Source organism: Methylobacterium sp. WL64 (genome assembly GCF_008039945.1).
Taxonomy (GTDB): domain Bacteria; phylum Pseudomonadota; class Alphaproteobacteria; order Rhizobiales; family Beijerinckiaceae; genus Methylobacterium.
In genome coordinates, this window is the sequence record NZ_VRVA01000013.1 from 86,057 (window position 1) to 103,252 (window position 17,196).

18 protein-coding genes are annotated in these 17,196 nt (G+C 71.8%); 15 read left to right on the forward strand and 3 right to left on the reverse strand.

Features of this window, described 5'->3' with window-relative positions; all coding sequences use genetic code 11:
* Positions 1 to 8 precede the first annotated feature (8 nt).
* Positions 9 to 281: a hypothetical protein gene (locus FV242_RS09570; RefSeq protein WP_147907217.1), complete on the reverse strand. Its 273-nt coding sequence runs from the start codon at positions 279 to 281 to the stop codon at positions 9 to 11.
* A 234-nt stretch (positions 282 to 515) separates the two neighbouring features.
* Between FV242_RS09570 and FV242_RS09575 the strand changes: the two genes are divergently transcribed.
* From FV242_RS09575 to FV242_RS09620, 10 genes are all read left to right on the forward strand, one after another.
* Positions 516 to 863: a DUF2293 domain-containing protein gene (locus FV242_RS09575; RefSeq protein WP_246692649.1), complete on the forward strand. Its 348-nt coding sequence runs from the start codon at positions 516 to 518 to the stop codon at positions 861 to 863.
* A 327-nt stretch (positions 864 to 1,190) separates the two neighbouring features.
* Positions 1,191 to 2,555 (forward strand): FAD-binding domain-containing protein, encoded by a 1,365-nt coding sequence (locus FV242_RS09580; RefSeq protein ID WP_147938749.1) that lies wholly within the window; start codon positions 1,191 to 1,193, stop codon positions 2,553 to 2,555.
* Complete coding sequence (locus FV242_RS09585; RefSeq protein WP_187278374.1) at positions 2,552 to 3,223, forward strand: DUF2461 domain-containing protein; 672 nt, start codon at positions 2,552 to 2,554, stop codon at positions 3,221 to 3,223. The genes FV242_RS09580 and FV242_RS09585 overlap by 4 nt, the downstream gene beginning before the upstream one ends.
* A gap of 159 nt (positions 3,224 to 3,382) precedes the next feature.
* On the forward strand, positions 3,383 to 3,871 hold the full coding sequence (locus FV242_RS09590) for a DUF892 family protein (protein ID WP_147938751.1): 489 nt from the start codon (positions 3,383 to 3,385) through the stop codon (positions 3,869 to 3,871).
* Positions 3,872 to 4,059: 188 nt separating this feature from the next.
* Complete coding sequence (locus FV242_RS09595) at positions 4,060 to 4,716, forward strand: TetR/AcrR family transcriptional regulator (protein WP_187278375.1); 657 nt, start codon at positions 4,060 to 4,062, stop codon at positions 4,714 to 4,716.
* A 369-nt stretch (positions 4,717 to 5,085) separates the two neighbouring features.
* Complete coding sequence (locus FV242_RS09600; protein WP_147938753.1) at positions 5,086 to 6,873, forward strand: ABC transporter ATP-binding protein; 1,788 nt, start codon at positions 5,086 to 5,088, stop codon at positions 6,871 to 6,873.
* Positions 6,874 to 6,980: 107 nt separating this feature from the next.
* Positions 6,981 to 7,190, forward strand: a complete 210-nt coding sequence (locus tag FV242_RS09605; RefSeq protein WP_147908434.1) for a molybdopterin-binding protein — start codon at positions 6,981 to 6,983, stop codon at positions 7,188 to 7,190.
* A gap of 111 nt (positions 7,191 to 7,301) precedes the next feature.
* A complete protein-coding gene (gene tsaD, locus FV242_RS09610; protein WP_147908433.1) occupies positions 7,302 to 8,363 on the forward strand; it encodes a tRNA (adenosine(37)-N6)-threonylcarbamoyltransferase complex transferase subunit TsaD in 1,062 nt (353 codons plus the stop codon).
* A complete protein-coding gene (locus tag FV242_RS09615; RefSeq protein WP_147938754.1) occupies positions 8,360 to 9,304 on the forward strand; it encodes a GNAT family N-acetyltransferase in 945 nt (314 codons plus the stop codon). Before tsaD ends, FV242_RS09615 begins: the two co-directional genes overlap by 4 nt.
* A complete protein-coding gene (locus tag FV242_RS09620) occupies positions 9,301 to 10,293 on the forward strand; it encodes an NAD(P)H-dependent glycerol-3-phosphate dehydrogenase (protein WP_147938755.1) in 993 nt (330 codons plus the stop codon). The genes FV242_RS09615 and FV242_RS09620 overlap by 4 nt, the downstream gene beginning before the upstream one ends.
* A 136-nt stretch (positions 10,294 to 10,429) precedes the next feature.
* Here the strand turns inward: FV242_RS09620 and FV242_RS35390 are convergent, their stop codons facing one another.
* Positions 10,430 to 11,215 carry a hypothetical protein gene (locus FV242_RS35390; RefSeq protein WP_246692650.1) on the reverse strand — a complete coding sequence of 262 codons (786 nt, stop codon included), beginning with the start codon at positions 11,213 to 11,215 and terminating at the stop codon, positions 10,430 to 10,432.
* Between FV242_RS35390 and FV242_RS34460 the strand changes: the two genes are divergently transcribed.
* Positions 11,202 to 11,366 carry a hypothetical protein gene (locus tag FV242_RS34460; protein WP_187278376.1) on the forward strand — a complete coding sequence of 55 codons (165 nt, stop codon included), beginning with the start codon at positions 11,202 to 11,204 and terminating at the stop codon, positions 11,364 to 11,366. The two genes, FV242_RS35390 and FV242_RS34460, sit on opposite strands and share 14 nt — an antisense overlap.
* A gap of 91 nt (positions 11,367 to 11,457) precedes the next feature.
* Positions 11,458 to 11,874, forward strand: coding sequence for an EVE domain-containing protein (locus tag FV242_RS09635; RefSeq protein ID WP_147938761.1), 417 nt, complete (start codon positions 11,458 to 11,460; stop codon positions 11,872 to 11,874).
* 133 nt (positions 11,875 to 12,007) lie between these two features.
* On the opposite strand, the gene FV242_RS09640 is transcribed toward FV242_RS09635, so the two are convergent.
* Positions 12,008 to 13,543, reverse strand: coding sequence for a sensor histidine kinase KdpD (locus tag FV242_RS09640; RefSeq protein ID WP_147908430.1), 1,536 nt, complete (start codon positions 13,541 to 13,543; stop codon positions 12,008 to 12,010).
* A 280-nt stretch (positions 13,544 to 13,823) separates the two neighbouring features.
* Between FV242_RS09640 and FV242_RS09645 the strand changes: the two genes are divergently transcribed.
* From FV242_RS09645 to FV242_RS09655, 3 genes are all read left to right on the forward strand, one after another.
* Positions 13,824 to 14,279, forward strand: a complete 456-nt coding sequence (locus FV242_RS09645) for a (2Fe-2S)-binding protein (RefSeq protein ID WP_147938756.1) — start codon at positions 13,824 to 13,826, stop codon at positions 14,277 to 14,279.
* A gap of 58 nt (positions 14,280 to 14,337) precedes the next feature.
* Complete coding sequence (locus FV242_RS09650; RefSeq protein WP_147938757.1) at positions 14,338 to 16,545, forward strand: xanthine dehydrogenase family protein molybdopterin-binding subunit; 2,208 nt, start codon at positions 14,338 to 14,340, stop codon at positions 16,543 to 16,545.
* Between the two features lie 156 nt (positions 16,546 to 16,701).
* A partial coding sequence (locus FV242_RS09655) for a uracil-DNA glycosylase family protein (RefSeq protein WP_147938758.1) occupies positions 16,702 to 17,196 on the forward strand: 495 nt, incomplete at its 3' end.

Genomic DNA, 17,196 nt, shown 5'->3' on the forward strand with positions numbered 1-17,196 from the left:
TATCCGGCTCAGCAGCCGTTGCAGATCGTGCCCATCGTGTGGCGCATCTTGCTGTCCCACGCCTTCGAGCGGGCTTCCGCGGCCTTCTGCGCCTTGATCATGGCGACCTCGTTCACCGGCCGGGCCGTACCCGTGGCGGCGGGGCTCGGCGGCTTGGTCTGCCCGGTGGCGGTGATCCTGCGGCCGACCCGGGACCCGTCCGGGGCCGCCGGGCTCTGGGCCAGGGCCGGCGCCGCCCCGAGCAGCACGCCCAGGATCACCGCGTGACGGATCGTTGCCATGGACCTGATCTCCCCGACGGCGGGTTGTCTGTGTGCCCCGCCTCACCTGCCGATGACATTAGGGCTGCACCGGAGCACGTTGCAATTGGATGCGGCGCTAAGCCTTTGTCGTGATGCGCGTGCGCACCCCGAGCCGGTATCCGCACCGGCGGCCAGCCCCCTAGCCGGCCGCGGCGGCGAAATCATGGTGCCCGGGCCGCAGGCGGCCCTGCGCGCATCCCGGAGAAGATCCACTTGTGCTCGACCTCGTCCTCGCCCCTGAACCGCCGCGCGGCCGTGGCCGAGGCGCTGGCCCACATCGCCCCGCGCCTGCCCGCCTTCGAGTCCGACGCCGTCCTGGACCGGGCGCTGGCGAGCGCCGGCCTGCGCGGAGCCGCCCCCGGGACCGCCGCGCGCCTCGCCCTGGTGGCCTATGCCCGCCACGTCTTCACCGATTACGACGACCTTCTGGGCGAGGGCTACGACCGCGACAGCGCCCGGCACTTCGTCCTCGACGACCTCAACGCGGCGCTCACCGCCTGGGGCGCCGCGCCGATCCCCGAGGAGGAGCCTGAGGCCGATCCGGAGGGCGAGCCGGATTAGCGTTTTGTCCCGGTGGCGGGCGGGATTCGGGGATGGCAAAGCCGGGTCCGGGCTCACGCCCGACGATGCAGCCCGACAGCGGGGCACCCGTCGCCGGCAAGCTGTCGCGGATCACGAGAGAGGCGCCTTTTGGAGGGGCTGGTTTCGACCCAACCCAGCCGCCAAACTCGTCAACAGCGCTTCCCATAAGCGGTCGTCCGTCGGCCGTCCGGCCACTTCGGCTTGGGACAGGAAGCGGACTTTAGCTTTTGGCCAAGAAGCGGACGCTCCGCATCCTACCTGCGACCCTGATATTGAAATAGTACGCCATCGTCCTATTTCTTTCCGATGCATGCTACGCCCGTCCGACACTCCGATTGCAGGGTCCTTCTCTGGCTTGCCGAGGATCTGAGGCTTGAGGACAATCTTGCCCTCCGGCGGGCCACCACCGGCTACGGAGGCATGGCGGTGCTGCGCATCGCCCCGGAGGCGCGGGGGCGACCCAGGCGGACTCCGCATCGGCGCACTCTTGAGGAGGCAGCCGAGGCGCGACTTGAGGCGCAGTTCTTGGCCAAAGGCATACCTTTCGAGGTGCGTGGCCCTGGTGACGATACGTCCGTTGCGGCGGCTTGTCGGCGGCATGGATGTACCGTGGTCATCCGCAACGCCGCCGATGGCATGGCCGCCGAGCTTGCCCATCACAGGCAATGGACGGACGAGTTGGCGGCGGTCGGCATCCCGCTGGTGACCGTCAACGGCGAGATGATCCGTCGCAAGGGAACGGGAGGGGCCAGGCCCGACGCGCCGTTCCTATCCGATGCGGCCGAGATCGCACCGGGGGCGCTGCCGGACGATCACCCGATAGCCTTGCTGCGGGCCTTCCTGAGGGGCCTGCCGGAGCGGGATTACCTGGCCGGCATGTGGGTGCCGGGCCGAGATCGGCTGAGCACCAGCCTGCTTTCGACCCACTTCGCGGCGGGCACGTTGTCCAGCGACAGGGCGAGGGTCGAAACCGAGGCGGCGGAACGCGCCTGGCACCGCGCGAACCCGGGCCAGGCCCGTTCGGTCGCGGGGAAATCCTTCGGCGCCTTCAAGGGGCGCGTCCGCTACCGTCCCGGCTTCCTGACGACCTTTTCCCGCTATGAGGACGATCTGCGTCCGCTCCCGATCACGCCGGAGATGCGGCACAGGGTCGAAGCCTGGCGGGACGGATGCACCGGCATCCCCATGCCTGATGCGGCCATGCGCGAGCTGAAGGCGACCGGCTGGATCAATTTCCGCCTTCGCCAGCTGGCCGCGTCCTATGCGGTGCAGCTCCTGGGCTTGCCTCCGTTCGAGGTCGGGACGGTCCTGGCGGAGATGTTCGACGACTACGAGCCCGGCATCACCTGGCTTCAGGTCGCGATCAACGACGGCCGGGTCAATCAGGATCGCGGGCCGCGCATCCTGAACCCGGTCAAGCAAGGCCGCGACCTCGACCCCGACGAGAGCTACGTCCGCGCCTGGTTGCCCGAGCTGACCAGCCTTCCGGCCGGGTTCGCCCACGAGCCATGGCTGCATCCCGCATCGCCCCTGCCGCCGCCCCTGGTCGATCACCTGGCCGCCGCTCGCGCAGCCCGCGCGGCTTGGCGCGCGAAGTCCCCAGCGCTCGGGGCGCGTCCGGTCCACGAAACCCCATCGTTCGACTTCGGCGAAAGGAATGCCCCCAGATGATCGAGAAGCACACCTTCGACTTCCTGAAGGGCATCGCGGCCCACAACGACAAGGAATGGTTCGAGGAGCATCGTGACGACTACGAGCGCGCGAAATCCAACCTCGTCGACGTGGCAGGCCACCTGATCGACGCGGCGTCCCGCTTCGATCCCAAGGTGAAGAAGGCGAACGCCGAGCCGACGAAGTGCGTGACCCGCATCAACCGGGACATGCGCTTCGCCAAGGGCAAGCCGCCCTACAAGACCGACCTGTTCGTGATGCTCAACAGCGTCGGCGACTACCAGGGGTCGGCCTCTTACTACCTCCATGTCGAGCCGGGCGGCTGCTATGCGGGCGGGGGCATCTTCACGACCGAGCCGAAGGCGCTCGACCACATCCGCAAGCGGATCGCGGCGTCGCTGCCGAAGTGGACCGGCGTCGTCGGGTCCCGCGAGATGAAGGCGATGTTCCCCGAAGGGCTGACGAGCCCGGGCGAGCTCAAGCGTGCGCCCCAGGGATACGATCCCGACCACCCGGCCATCGAATATTTGCGCATGAAGGGGTTCTGCGCCAACCGGAAGCTGACGAACAAGCAGCTCCAGGGCGAGGACGCCCTCGACGTGGTCGTTGAGACCTTCAAGGCGGCCCAGCCCCTGGTGGACTACCTCAACGACGCCGTCGCCGGCTGAAGGCCAAGATCAAAAATCGGAACCGGCCAGGAACCATGGGCCGAACTGCGACTTCCCATAATAGGACGATATCGTCCTATTAATGCTCCGGGCATCGCCTTCGGACCGCCCCACCTTCGGACGTGGCTGGCCGTACGGCGCAACAGACAGGCAATCCGAATGTCCCACGACACGATCAAGACCTGGTACATCGCCGGCCTCCAGGCCTACCGTTCGGCTTCCGAGCAGGGCAAGACGGCAGCCTCCCAGGCCGAGGGGCAGTTCACCGATCCCGCGTTCAAGAAGCTGGCCGCAGAGGGCGCGGCGCTGTGCGGCCGCCAGCAGCAGGCGATGATCGGCTTCCTGAAGGAGCTCGACACCCAGCCGAACGACTTCAAGGACCGTATCCAGGCCGGCATCGCCGAAGGCACGGAGATGTCTGTCAAGGCTGCCCAGGACGACGAGACACGCGACGTCGCCATCGCCTTCGGTGCCCGAGCGGGCCTCACCTACGTGGCCACCGCCTTCCAGTGCCACGTGATTTACGCAAAGGCACTTTGCCTCTCCAAGCAGGCCGAGGAGTTCGAGCGCCTTGGCCAGGAGAGCAAGGCGCTGGAAGAGCGTTACGCAAAGGCCGCCGAGGCCGCGGTCGGCAAGCAGGCCGCTTAGCCCGACGGCGACAGGGATCACGGGGCCACCGGCCATGTGATGACGGCGACCGGCCGGCGCTCCGCCCCCTCGCGCAGGTCGGTCGCCGCTCGCCATCTCAGGTGGACGGCCGTGTGGGACGACTTGGCTTGGCCGTTCGAACGCACCACCTTTGGTGCATGCGTCCCCCAGCAAAATCGGTTCCGATCTTGGACCAATCCGGCAAGCGTACCCCCGTCCCTTCGGCACCGGACCGCCCGCGCCGTGGACGCCCGCGCGCTGACCAGGCCGGACAGATCGAGGAACGCATCATCACCGTCGCCTCGTCCCTGTTCCTGGAGCAGGGGTTTGGCCGCACGACAGTCGATCAGATCGCCGATCTCGCCCACACCGGGAAGACGACGCTGTACGCGCGCTTTCCGACCAAGGAGGCGCTCTTCTCGGCGGTGGTGCTGCGCTACGTCGACGAACTACAGGCCCGAATGGCCATCGTCCCGACGAACGGGACGCCCAAGGAACGCCTCGTCCAGGTCGGGATCGAACTCGCCAACCTAACCCTGGCCGAGGAGAGCATCGCCCTGATGCGCCTCACCATCGCCGAGGCGAAGGCGTTTCCCGAACTCGGTCGCGAGGGGTTCCGGATCGGCTTTGGCGGATGCGTCCGCTGCATCGCGCAGTGCTTGGCGACGGACGGCTCCAACGCGGCGGTGACGGATGCAACACCGCTGGCGGCACGGTTCGTCGAGATGGCCCTCCACCCCCTTTACATGCACGCCTTCTCAGGTGCGGATCTTGCCGGACTGTGCGAGCGGGCGACCCGAGACGTGCCCGAAGTCGCCGAGATCCTGCTGAGCGGACGATGTTGATGTCCGCTTGAAGCATTTGGCGACCGAAATCGGTCTCGCCGCTTCCCACCCTCACCAGCCGTTCCGATCGCGCTTCAACCGTCATCTCGACGTGCGGTCTTCCGCCGTTGCGAATCGTTTCCGGTTCCCCTAGCCTCGGCACTGTCGCGCTCGCATGAGGGAGGAGACCGCATGAGCATCGTCTATGCCGTCCGCCCCGCAGGGATCGTCCGAGCCCGCGCGCGGATCGGCTAGCCGCCGACCGCTGGCGCCCGGCCTCACGGCCCCGGCGTCCCCGAGCCTCTCCCCCGTCTGACCGCGCCCGCCCGCGTCGCATCCGATGCCGGGCCGGCGTTTCCCGGAGCCGACGCCGACGCGTCGGGCTTGTACATGTCCCTGTCCCCTCCCCGGCGGGTGGGCGCGGTCCGCCGCGTGCTCGCCTTCGTCGTCCGCGGCTGGCGCCGGCGCTGGCCCCTCGTGGCCGGCCTCTCCGGCGCGATCACCCTGGCGACCTTCGCGGAGGTGCTGCTGCCGCTCTATGCCGGCCGGCTGGTCGACGCGCTCACCGGGCCCGAGCGGCAGGCGGCGCTGGAGGCGGCGCTGCCCGCCTTCCTGGCGATGACGGCGCTGGGCCTCGCCACCGCGCTGCTGCGGCACGTCGCCTGGAGCCTGGTGGTGCCGCTCACCCTCCACACCATGAGCGATATGGCCCGGGACGGCTTCGCCCGGGTCCAGCGCTTCTCGACCGAGTGGCACGCCAACACCTTCTCGGGCTCCACCGTGAGAAAGATCTCGCGCGGCATGTGGGCCCTCGACGGGCTCAACGACACGCTGCTGCTGGCGCTGCTGCCCGCCCTGGTGGTGCTGCTCGGCACCGCCCTCGTGCTCGGCCTGCACTGGCCGGCCCTCGGCGCCGTGGTGGCGCTGGGCGCCGCCGCCTATGTCGGCGCCACCGCGCTCCTGGCGACCCGGGTCATCGCCCCCGCCTCCGCGCTCTCGAACGCCCTCGACACGCGGCTCGGCGGCGCCCTCAGCGACGCGATCGGCAACAACGCCGTGGTCAAGGCCTTTGGCGCGGAGGCCCGGGAGGAGGCGCGCCTCGGCCGGCTCCTGGCCAGGTGGCAGCGGCGCACGCACCGCACCTGGATGATCATCACGTGGAGCGGCACCGGCCAGCTCGGGCTGCTGCTCGCCCTGCGCACCGCGATCGTGGCCACCGCCCTGTGGCTGTGGTGGCGCGGGGAGGCGAGCCCGGGCGACGTCGCCTACGTGCTCACCACCACCTTCGTGGTGCACGGCTACCTGCGCGACATCGGCGGCCACATCAACCACCTGCAGCGGGCGGTCAACGAGATGGAGGAACTGGTCGCGCTGGCGGACGAGCCCCTCGGCGTCGCCGACCGGCCGGGGGCGGCCCCGCTCGCGGTCGCGGGCGGGACGATCCGCTTCGAGGCCGTGCGCTTCCACTACGGCGCCCACGGGCATCCGCTCTACGACGGGCTGTCGGTGACGATCCCGGCGGGCCAGCGGGTCGGGCTGGTCGGCCGCTCGGGCTCGGGCAAGACCACCTTCGTCAAGCTGATCCAGCGGCTCTACGACGTCTCGGGCGGGCGCGTGACCATCGACGGGCAGGACGTGGCGGCGGCGAGCCAGGACAGCCTGCGGGCGCAGGTCGCGATCGTGCCCCAGGAGCCGGTGCTGTTCCACCGCTCGCTCGCCGAGAACATCGCGTATGCCCGGCCCGGCGCCTCGGCGCAGGCGATCGAGCGGGCGGCCCGGCTCGCCAACGCGCACGCCTTCATCGCCCGGCTGCCCGATGGCTACGCCACCCTGGTCGGCGAGCGCGGGGTCAAGCTCTCGGGCGGCGAGCGCCAGCGGGTGGCGCTGGCCCGCGCCTTCCTGGCGGATGCGCCGATCCTGATCCTCGACGAGGCGACCTCGAGCCTCGATTCGGAATCCGAGGCCCTGGTGCAGGAGGCGATGGCGCGGCTGATGCACGGCCGCACCGCGCTCGTGATCGCGCACCGGCTCTCGACCGTGCAGGCGCTCGACCGCATCCTCGTGTTCGACCACGGCCGCATCGTCGAGGATGGCCCCCACGCCGACCTGATGCGCCGCCCGGGCGGGGCCTACCGCGCCCTGTTCGAGCGGCAATCCGTCCTGGCTGCGAGCGCGTGACGGACCTGTCCCCCCGCCCCCGGGTGGTCGCGCCGACCCGCGCCATGCTGTAGGACACGCGCCGGATGCGGCCCGATTCGGCCGAGTGAGCTTCGGAGCACGACAGCATGAAGATCAGCGCGCGCAACGTCCTCAAGGGCACCGTGGTCTCGGTCGACAAGGGCTCGACCACCGCCCACGTGAAGATCGAGATCAGCCCCGGCCAGGTGGTCACCGCCGCGATCACCAACGAGGCGGTCGATGCCCTCAAGCTCGTGGCCGGCGGCCCGGCCTACGCCGTGGTGAAGGCCTCCGACGTGATGATCGCGGTCGACTGAGCCTGCCATGGGGCGCCGGGCGGTCATTGCGCTCGCCCGGTGCCCGGATTACGCCGGCCCGGCGGGCTCCCGGGCGGGGCCTGCAGGTCCGATGACCCTAGGGAGTGGCCCGTGAAGACCGTGCTCGGCATCGAGACCACCTGCGACGAGACCGCCGCCGCCGTGGTGTCCGTGGATGAGGACGGGGCCGCGCAGATCCGCGCCAACGAGATCCTGAGCCAGATCGCCGAGCACGCCGCCTACGGCGGCGTCGTGCCCGAGATCGCCGCCCGGGCCCATGTCGAGGTGCTCGACCGGCTGATCGCCCGCGCCCTCGACCGGGCCGGGATCGGCTTTTCCGACCTCGACGGGATCGCGGTGGCGGCCGGGCCCGGGCTGATCGGCGGCGTGCTGGTCGGCCTCGTCACCGCCAAGACCCTGGCCCTGGTGACCCGCAAGCCGCTGCTCGCGGTCAACCACCTTGAGGCCCACGCGCTCACCGCGCGGCTGACCGACAACCTGCCCTTCCCGTATCTCCTGCTGCTGGCCTCGGGCGGCCACACCCAGCTCGTCGCCGTGCGCGGGGTCGGCGACTATGTGCGCCTCGGCTCCACGGTGGACGACGCCATCGGCGAGGCCTTCGACAAGGTCGCCAAGCTGCTGGGCCTCGGCTACCCCGGCGGCCCCGAGGTCGAGCGCATGGCCGAATCGGGCGACCCCGAGCGCTTCGCCCTGCCCCGGCCGATGCTGGGCCGGCGCGAGGCGGATTTCTCCCTGTCGGGTCTCAAGACCGCCCTGCGGATCGAGGCCGAGCGGATCGCCCCGCTGGCCGAGCGCGACGTCGCCGACCTGTGCGCGAGCTTCCAGGCCGCCGTGGTCGACGTGGTGGTGGACCGCGCCCGGGTCGCCCTGCGCGCCTTCTCGGGCGTCGCCGGCCGGCCCACCGCCCTGGTGGCGGCAGGCGGCGTCTCGGCCAACGGCGCGATCCGTCGCGCTTTGGCGGCTTTGGCCGGCGAGGCGGGCCTCGGCTTCGTCGCCCCGCCCCTGCCGCTCTGCGGCGACAACGGCGCCATGATCGCCTGGGCCGGGCTGGAGCGCCTGCGGCTCGGGCTCGTCGACGACCTGACCGCGCCGGCCCGCCCCCGCTGGCCGCTGGCCGTCGACCCGGCCCGGGACGCGGTCCCGGCCGGATGAGCACCGGCGCGGACCGGCGCGCGCAGTGGCGGGATCTCGTCGCGCGCCGCCTGCCCGAGGCCGCCCGGCCCGGCTGGCCGGTGCGCCTCGATCATTGCTTCGCCCGCATCCTCCTGGACAATGCCTGCGGCGGCCCCTGGCGCGACAGCGTGGCGGCGCCCGCCCACGCCAACATGCCGGCCGACGGCCTTGAGCACGCGATCGCCCTCGGGGAGGCGGTGCTGGCCGGCACCGCCGACCTCGCCCTGCTGAACCGGCGTTCCCTGGCTTGGCGCGGCAAGATCCGGCGCGGCAAGATCCGGCGCGGCAAGATCCGGCGCGGCAAGATCCGGCGCGGCAAGATCCGGCGCGGGAAGCTCCGGCGCAGCGAGATTGCGACGGCCCCAATGCCGGACGGCCTTCAGGACGGCGACCTGCTCCTGCGCCGCTGGCGTCCGGCCGACACGACCCCGTTCGCGGCGCTCAACGCCGATCCGGCGGTGATGGAATTCTTCCCCCGGCCCCGGACCGAGGCAGAGAGCGCCGCCGAGGCGAGCAGCTATGACCGGCGCTTCGTGGCAGATGGGTTCGGCCCTTGGGCCCTGGAGCGGGACGGCCGGTTCGTCGGCTTCGTCGGGGCGTTCCGGATCATGCGGGCCATGCCGTTCCCGGGGGGCGAGCGGGTCGGCGCGACCATCGAGATCGGCTGGCGCCTCGCCCGGGATGCCTGGGGCCACGGCCTCGCAACCCGGGCGGCGCGGCTGACGCTGGCCGACCTCGCCGGGCGCTGCGGCATCCGGTCGGTCGTGGCGTACACCGCGTCCGGCAATCGGCGCTCGTTGGCGGTGATGGAGCGCCTCGGCATGGTGCGGGCGGAGACGTTCGCGCATCCGGCGGTGCCGGAGGGGCCGCTGCGCAGCCACATCCTCTATCGGCTTGAACAGGCGGGGGTTTCGGCATGAGCGCACCCATCAACGTCGTCGGCGGCGGCGCCTGGGGCACGGCGCTGGCCAACGCGGCCGCGGCCGCCGGGCACCCGGTCTCGCTCTGGCTGCGCGACCCGGAGGCCGCCGCCAGGCTGCAGGCCGCGCGGGAGAACCCGCGCTACCTGCCGGGCGTGCCGCTCCACGACCGGATCGTGGTGACAGGGCAATCCGAACAACTCGCCGGCGCCCGGGCGACCCTGCTGGTCGTGCCGGCCCAGACCGTGCGCGGCGTGCTGGAGACCCTGCGCGGTCCCCTCGCCTCGGCCGGGCCGGTGATCCTCTGCGCCAAGGGGATCGAGCGCGGCAGCGACAGCTTCCTGAGCGCGGTCGCCGAAGGGGTCCTGCCGCCGGGAACGCCGGTCGCTGTCCTGTCCGGCCCGAGCTTCGCGGCCGACGTCGCCCGCGGCCTTCCCACGGCCGTCACCCTGGCGGCGACGGATCCCGGGCTCGCCGCGTCGTTGAGTGCATTGCTCTCGGGGCCGAGCTTCCGGCTCTACCACACCGACGACGTGCGCGGCGTCGAGATCGGCGGCGCCGGCAAGAACGTGCTGGCCATCGCCTGCGGGATCGTGGCGGGCCGGGGCCTCGGCGAGAGCGCCCGGGCGGCCCTGATCGCCCGCGCCTTCGCCGAGCTGATGCGCTTCGCCCGGGCGTTCGGAGGCCGGCCCGAGACCCTGATGGGCCTTTCCGGCCTCGGCGATCTGGTGCTCACCGCCTCCTCGCCGCAATCGCGCAACTTCGCCTTCGGGCAGCGGCTCGGCGCCGGGGCGAGCCCGGAGGCGGCGTCCGGCGGCAAGCTCGCCGAGGGCGCCTTCACGGCCGCGGCCCTGGCCGGCCTGGCGGCGGCCCGGGCGATCGACATGCCGGTGGCGCAGGCCGTCGCGGCGATCGTGACGGGCCGGGCCGGCGTCGAGGACGTGATCGCCGGCCTGCTCGCCCGGCCGCTGCGCGGCGAGTCGGATTAGGGTTTCAAAAGGTCGGGACCTTTTGCGGGTCCAGGGCGGAGCCCTGGTCGCCTGAAAGGTGTCTCAGGGGCTCCGCCCCCGAACCCCGCCAAAGGGCGGAGCCCTTTGGAAACCCTCAAGTCGTCGTGCGAACGCCCTAACCCCGCCGGTGCTCCCGGAACGCCGCCGTGATCGCCCGCAGCGCGTCCTTGCTGCGCGGATCGGTGAGGGACGAGTGCAGCACCAGGGCGAGTGCGGGGATCGGCGGTAGCCCCAGCGCGTCGGCGACGTCGATCACGTCGGCCGGGGCGAGCCGGCGCGGGAAGGCCGAGACCGCCAGCCCCGCCGACAGGGCCGCGCTGATCGCCGCGGTGCCGCCGACGAACACCTCCGTCCAGGGAATCCCGGCCCGGTCCAGCAACTGGATGGCGACGTCCCGCACGGAGCAGCAGGGCGAGGTCGCGGCCAGGCGCAACGTCTCGCCGGCCCGGTGCTCGAAATGCGGGGCCGCGAACCAGCCGAAATGCTCCGGCCCGAGGATGTCGCCGTCGCGCCGCCCCTGTCGGAGCGCCTGCTCCTGCGCCACGGCCCGGGCGTGGTCATCCCGCTCGGCCTGTTCGCCATCGGCGCCGGCGTCCTGCTGATGCGCGCGGCCGCCACCGGCGCGCAGGCGGGCTGGCTGACGCTGCTGCCCGGCTGCCTCCTGGCCGGCACCGGGCTCGGCCTCACCAACACCCCCGTGACCAACACCGCCACGGGCGCCCTGCCGCCGGAGCGCGCCGGGATGGCCGCGGGCATGGACATGAGCGCGCGGATGATCGCGCTTTCCGTCAACATCGCCCTGATGGGTTTCATCCTGCTCCAGGGCGTCCGGGCGGGCCTCGCCCCGCTGGCGCAGGGGGGCGGCGCTCGACGCCCTCGCGGAGACGGTGGCGGCCGGCAATCTGGCGCTGCCCGACGCCGGTGCCGGGGCGGCATCGATCGCCCGGCAGGCGCTGGTCCGGGGCGTCGACGGCGTCATGCTGTATGGCGGGCTCTGCGCCTGGGCCTTCGCGGGCGCCAGCTGGCTCGTGCTCGGCCGCAACGGGCGGTGAGCCGGGGCCGGAGGGGCCTGTCCGCGCCGGGGACAGCTGCGCTATGGGGGCCGTGCCGCCGCGACGGGGCGGCCCCGCGAGAGAGGGCGTGATGGCGTACTGGCTGTTCAAATCCGAGCCCGCGACCTGGTCGTGGGACCAGCAGGTCGCGGCCGGCGCGGCCGGCACCCACTGGAACGGCGTGCGCAACCACCTGGCCAAGAAGCACCTGATGGCCATGCAGGTCGGCGAGCAGGGCTTCTTCTACCACTCGAACGAAGGCAAGGCCGTGGTCGGCATCGTCGCGGTGATCCGGCCCTACTACCCCGACCACACCGACGAAACCGGCCGTTTCGGCATGGTCGACCTGAAGGCTGTCGCGGCGCTGCCCCGGCCGGTGACGCTGGACGCGATCAAGGCCGACCCGGCGCTGGCCGACATGGTGTTGGTGAACAACTCGCGCCTGTCGGTTCAGCCGGTCACCGAGGCCGAATGGAACCGCATCCGCGCCGTGGCTGAGATCCCGTAAGGTCCCGGTTTCGAAAGGTCCGAGACCTTTTGCGGGTCCAGGGCGGAGCCCTGGTGCCGGGCTTCGCCCGATGATCAGGGGCTCCGCCCCCGAATCCCCGCCGAAGGGCTGAGCCCTTCGGGAACCCCTTCGTTCAAGCCGCGCGGTTGAACGCGCCCCGCACCGTGACGAACGCGTCCGCGCCGACATCGACGGGCAGCAGGGTGTCCATCACCCGCGAGGCCGGCAGGGTCACGATCACCTCGGTGCCCTCACGCGGCCGCGAGGACAGCTGGAACTGGCCGCCGTGCAGTTCCACCAGCCCCTTCACGATCGGCAGGCCGAGCCCCGAGCCCTGCTCGGCGGTCTTGATCGCCAGGGAGCCGCGGCCGAACGACGACATCACGGTGCCGAGTTCGTCCTCGGGGATGCCGGGTCCGCTGTCCTTCACCGAGACGTACTGCCCGCCTGAGGCGGTCCAGCCGACCTTCAGCCAGATCTCGCCGCCCGGCGGCGTGAACTTGACGGCGTTCGACAGCAGGTTGAGCACGATCTGGCGCAGCGCCCGCTCGTCGGCCCAGAGCCGCGGCAGCGAGGCGTCGACCAGGTCGTGGAAGGTCTGGTTCTTCGTCTTGGCCCGCAGGCCCATCATGTGGCGGCATTCCTCGACCACGTGGGCGAGCTGCACCGCCTCCTCGTTGAGCTCGTAGCGGCCGGCCTCGATGCGCGACAGGTCGAGGATTTCGTTGATCAGGTTCAGCAGGTGCATGCCGCTGTCGTGGATGTCGTTCGAGTATTCCCGGTAGGACGGCGCCGTGTGGATGCCGAACACCTCGTTCTTCATCACCTCCGAGAAGCCCAGGATGGCGTTGAGCGGCGTGCGCAGCTCGTGGCTCATGGTGGCGAGGAAACGCGATTTGGCGAGGTTCGCCTCCTCGGCCCGGCGGCGCGCCTCGTCGGAATTGGCCTTGGCCTGCTCCAGTTCGCCGAACACCGCGTCCTTCTCGGCCCGGGAACGCAGGGCGCCCACCGTCGAGGCGTAGAGGCGGCGGGCCAGCCCCAGGAAGAACAGCTGCGCGCCGGCGGCCATCAGCACCAGCAGCATCGCCTCCATGCCCTTCGAACAGGCGGCCAGCGACGCGGTGGCGAGCACCAGCGGCACCAGGGCGGCGACCGCCGCCACCGGCACCGTCGCCGCCAGCATGGTCGAGACCGCGGCCGCGATGACGAGGCCGAACAGCGCGAAGGTCCAGCCGCCGGTGGTGCCGAGCCCGATCATCGCCGACCACGACAGGCTCTGCAGGACCTCGCCGATCAGGAAGCGGCGGCGCCAGCGCGCGAGCGGGATCGTGGCCGCGTCGGCCCGCAGGAAGCCGCGGCTCAGCGTGGTGTTGAGCGTGACCATCAGGATCACGCCGAGTGCCCAGAGCGCGGCCACGACCGGGGCGATCCAGAAGGTTGCCGCCGTCGCCAGGGTGACGGCGAACAGCACCAGCGGAATGCCGGCTCCCGCCCGGTACCGGGCGTAATGGCGCAGGAGTTCGTGGTCGAAGGCCCGCTCCAGGCCGGTCTGCGACGTCAGCTTCTCGCGCGCCGAGCGGATCTCGCGGGCGACACCGAGGCGCCGCGCCGCTTCCTCCGTCGAGGGGCCGCGACCGCGCTGCACCATCTCGACGGTGAGATCGGACATGGGATTGTTGAAACTCGGCTCGAACGCGGCGGCGAGGCAGCTGGGCAGGGGGGCGACGGCGCCAGGATGGGGCGGATGTCTTAAGAAGCGGCTGCCGGCATCGGTCGCATCTTACGCATCGGCGTCCGCGCCATGGGGATCGGCCGGCCGGATCGACGTGCGGCGCCACACATCGTTGGCCAGGCGGGGCCGGTTACGGTAAACGACCCGCGTGGCGGGGCCGAAGCGCCGCGATCCGGCGCGCGCCCGGATCCCGCGTGTCGATCGAGGGCCGCCGACCATGCCGATGCTCACCGTCAACGGGGTCACCCACACGGTCGACGCCGACCCGGACATGCCCCTGCTGTGGGTGCTGCGCGACCGCCTCGACGCCACCGGCACCAAGTACGGCTGCGGCATCGCCCAGTGCGGCGCCTGCACGGTCCATCTCGACGGGCAGCCGGTGCGGTCGTGCCAGACTAAGGTGGGCGATGTCGGCACCGCCCAGGTGACCACCATCGAGGGCGTGTCCGGCCGCGTGGCCGAGGCCGTCCAGGCCGCGTGGCGCAAGCTCGACGTCGTGCAGTGCGGCTACTGCCAGTCCGGACAGATCATGTCGGCGATCGGGCTCCTGTCCGGCAACGCCAAGCCCTCCGACGCCGACATCGACGGCGCCATGGACGGCAACATCTGCCGCTGCGGCACCTATCAGCGCATCCGCGCCGCGATCCACGAGGCCGCGCGCGACCTCGCCTGAAGACCCCTCTGCAGACCCCTCTGCCCCTCCCCGCGGTCCTGACCGGAGCATCGCCGCCATGCTGAACGCCCGTCGACCGAACGCATCCCCCGTCCGTCCCAGCCGCCGCGGCCTCCTGGCCGGCGCCGGCGCCATCGTGGTCGCCTTCCGGCTGGACGCCAAACCCGCCCGGGCCGCCGCCGGCCCGGACCTCGCCAGCGTCAAGGCCCAACCCAACGCCTTCGTGCGGATCGCCCCGGACGACACCGTCACGGTGGTGATCAAGCACCTCGACATGGGCCAGGGGAACACGACCGGGCTGGCCACGATCCTGGCCGATGAGCTCGGCGCCGACTGGAAGACGGTCCGCACCGAGTTCGCGCCCGCGGACGCGACGCTCTACAACAACAGCCTGATGGGCCCGATCCAGGGCACCGGCGGCTCCACCGCGGTGGCCAATTCCTGGTTCCAGCTGCGCAAGGCCGGGGCCGCCGCCCGGGAGATGCTGATGGCCGAGGCGGCCTTCCGCTGGAAGGTCCCGGTGGCGCAGATCACGGTGGCCGAGGGCGTGGTCCGCCACGAACCCTCGGGCCGGCAGGCCCGGTTCGGTGAACTCGCGGCCTCGGCCGCCTCCCTGCCGGTCCCGTCCGAGCCGCGGCTCAAGGACCCGAGCGAGTGGACGCTGATCGGCCGGACGGTGCCGCGCCTCGATTCCGTGGCCAAGACCAACGGCTCGGCGGTCTACTCCCTCGACATCCGCCGCCCGAACCAGGTCACCGCCGTGGTCGCCCGCGCCCCGCGCTTCGGCGCCACCGTGAAGAGCTTCGACGCCGCCGCGGCCCGGAAGGTCGTGGGCGTGCTCGACGTGGTGCAGGTCCCCACCGGCGTGGCGGTGATCGCCCGGGACACCTGGGCGGCCATGAAGGGCCGCGAGGCGCTCACCGTCGCCTGGGACGACAGCACCGCCGAGACCCGCTCGTCGGACGCGATCCTGGCCGAGTACCGGGAGCGCGCCAAGGGCCCCGGCCTCACCGCCTCCGAGCGCGGCGACCCGCAGGCCGCGTTGAACGGCGCCGCCAAGGTGATCGAGGCCGAGTTCACCTTCCCGTACCTCGCCCATGCCGCGATGGAGCCCCTGAACGCCACGATCGAGCGGGCGGCCGACGGCGGCTACGACGTCTATGCCGGCTTCCAGTTCCAGACCGTGGAGCAGGCGACCATGGCGGCGATCCTCGGGGTGACGCCCGACCGGGTCCGGCTCCACAGCAACTGGGCCGGCGGGTCCTTCGGGCGCCGGGCGACGCCCACCGCCGACTACCTCGCGGAAGCCGCCACCGTGTTCAAGGCCGCCGGCGAGACGGCTCCCATCCACCTGGTCTGGACCCGCGAGGACGACATGGCCGGCGGCTATTACCGCCCGACCGTGCTGCACAAGGTCCGGGCCGGCATCGACGCCAAGGGTGCGGTGGTCGGCTGGGACCACGTCATGGTCGGCAAGTCCATCATGATCGGCTCGCCCTTCGAGGCGATGATCGTCAAGAACGGGATCGACTCGACCACCGTCGAGGGCGCCTCCGACACGCCCTACGCGCTGCCGGCCTACCGGTTCGGCGTCCATAACGGCCGCGAGGGCGTGCCGGTCCTGTGGTGGCGCTCGGTCGGCCACACCCACACGGCGCACGTCATGGAGGTGATGATCGACGAGCTGGCCCACGCCGCAGACGTCGATCCGGTGGCCTACCGGCTGTCGCTGCTGACGCAGGCGCCGCGGCTCTCGGGCGTGCTGAAGCTCGCCGCCGACAAGGCCGGCTGGTCGGACAAGCCGCAGAACAAGCCGCAAGAGAAGGGCCGCGGCCTCGGGGTCGCGGTCCACGAATCCTTCGGTTCCTACGTCGCCATGGTGGCCGACGTCACCGCCCAGGATTCCGGGATCCGGGTGAACCGGATCGTGGCGGCGGTGGATGTCGGAATCCCGGTCAATCCGGACGTGATCCGCGCCCAGGTCGAGGGCGCGGTCGGCTTCGCGCTGTCGGCGGTGCTGCGCAACCGCATCACCCTGAAGGACGGTCAGGTGCAGGAGCACAATTTCGACGCCTACGCGCCGACCCGCATGAGCGAGATGCCGCAGGTCGCGGTGCATATCGTGCCGAGCCAGGCCGCGCCCACCGGCATCGGCGAGCCGGGCGTCCCCGTGCTGGCCCCGGCCATCGCCAACGCGGTGTTCTCCGCCACCGGGCAGCGCCTGCGCGCCCTGCCCCTCGACCTCTCCGGCATGAAGGGCGCGTGACGAATCGCACGGCGCGCCTCCCGGCCCCGGCGTAGGACGGAGGGGCCTTCCCCCCAAGGCAAGAGACCTGAGTAAGAGACCCGACTGACGACGGCGCGGCGCGACACCGCGCCGTTTTTTTTGGTTTCTGCGCAGCCGCTCGCCATCTTGGCAACGATGCCCGCACACGCCCCGTTCGAAGACACTGCCGCGCGCCTGCGCGCCTGCCGCCTGTGCCGGGACAGCTCGCTCTACGGGCCGCCCCTCCCCCAGGAGCCGCGGCCGATCGTGCAGGGCAGCACCGGCGCGCGGCTCTGCGTGGCGAGCCAGGCCCCCGGGACCCGGGCCCACCGCACCGGGATGCCGTTCACCGACCCGTCGGGCGTCCGGCTGCGGAGCTGGCTCGGCCTCGACGAGGCGCGGTTCTACGACCCCGCGCAGGTGGCGATCGTGCCGATGGGCTCCTGTTTCCCGGGCCTCGACGCCAAGGGCGGCGACCGGCCGCCGCGCCGGGAATGCGCCGAGCGCTGGCGTACGGAGCTGTTTTCCGGCCTGCCGAACCTCGATCTCATCCTGGTGATCGGCCAGTACGCGCAGGCCTGGCACCTGGGCCGGATGGAGGGCGGCCTGACCGGCACCGTGCGGCGCTGGCGCGCGCTCCTGGACGAGCCC

Bases quoted from the DNA above. Each gene is read 5' to 3' on its own strand.
- FV242_RS09635 (WP_147938761.1), top strand. From the start codon at position 11,458: ATGGCGTACTGGCTGTTCAAATCCGAGCCCGCGACCTGGTCGTGGGAC.
- FV242_RS09600 (WP_147938753.1), top strand. From the start codon at position 5,086: ATGTCCCTGTCCCCTCCCCGGCGGGTGGGCGCGGTCCGCCGCGTGCTC.
- FV242_RS09580 (WP_147938749.1), top strand. From the start codon at position 1,191: ATGCATGCTACGCCCGTCCGACACTCCGATTGCAGGGTCCTTCTCTGG.
- FV242_RS09615 (WP_147938754.1), top strand. From the start codon at position 8,360: ATGAGCACCGGCGCGGACCGGCGCGCGCAGTGGCGGGATCTCGTCGCG.
- FV242_RS09620 (WP_147938755.1), top strand. From the start codon at position 9,301: ATGAGCGCACCCATCAACGTCGTCGGCGGCGGCGCCTGGGGCACGGCG.
- FV242_RS09570 (WP_147907217.1), bottom strand. From the start codon at position 281: ATGGCAACGATCCGTCACGCGGTGATCCTGGGCGTGCTGCTCGGGGCG.
- FV242_RS09640 (WP_147908430.1), bottom strand. From the start codon at position 13,543: ATGTCCGATCTCACCGTCGAGATGGTGCAGCGCGGTCGCGGCCCCTCG.
- FV242_RS09605 (WP_147908434.1), top strand. From the start codon at position 6,981: ATGAAGATCAGCGCGCGCAACGTCCTCAAGGGCACCGTGGTCTCGGTC.
- FV242_RS09585 (WP_187278374.1), top strand. From the start codon at position 2,552: ATGATCGAGAAGCACACCTTCGACTTCCTGAAGGGCATCGCGGCCCAC.
- FV242_RS09590 (WP_147938751.1), top strand. From the start codon at position 3,383: ATGTCCCACGACACGATCAAGACCTGGTACATCGCCGGCCTCCAGGCC.
- FV242_RS09645 (WP_147938756.1), top strand. From the start codon at position 13,824: ATGCCGATGCTCACCGTCAACGGGGTCACCCACACGGTCGACGCCGAC.
- FV242_RS09650 (WP_147938757.1), top strand. From the start codon at position 14,338: ATGCTGAACGCCCGTCGACCGAACGCATCCCCCGTCCGTCCCAGCCGC.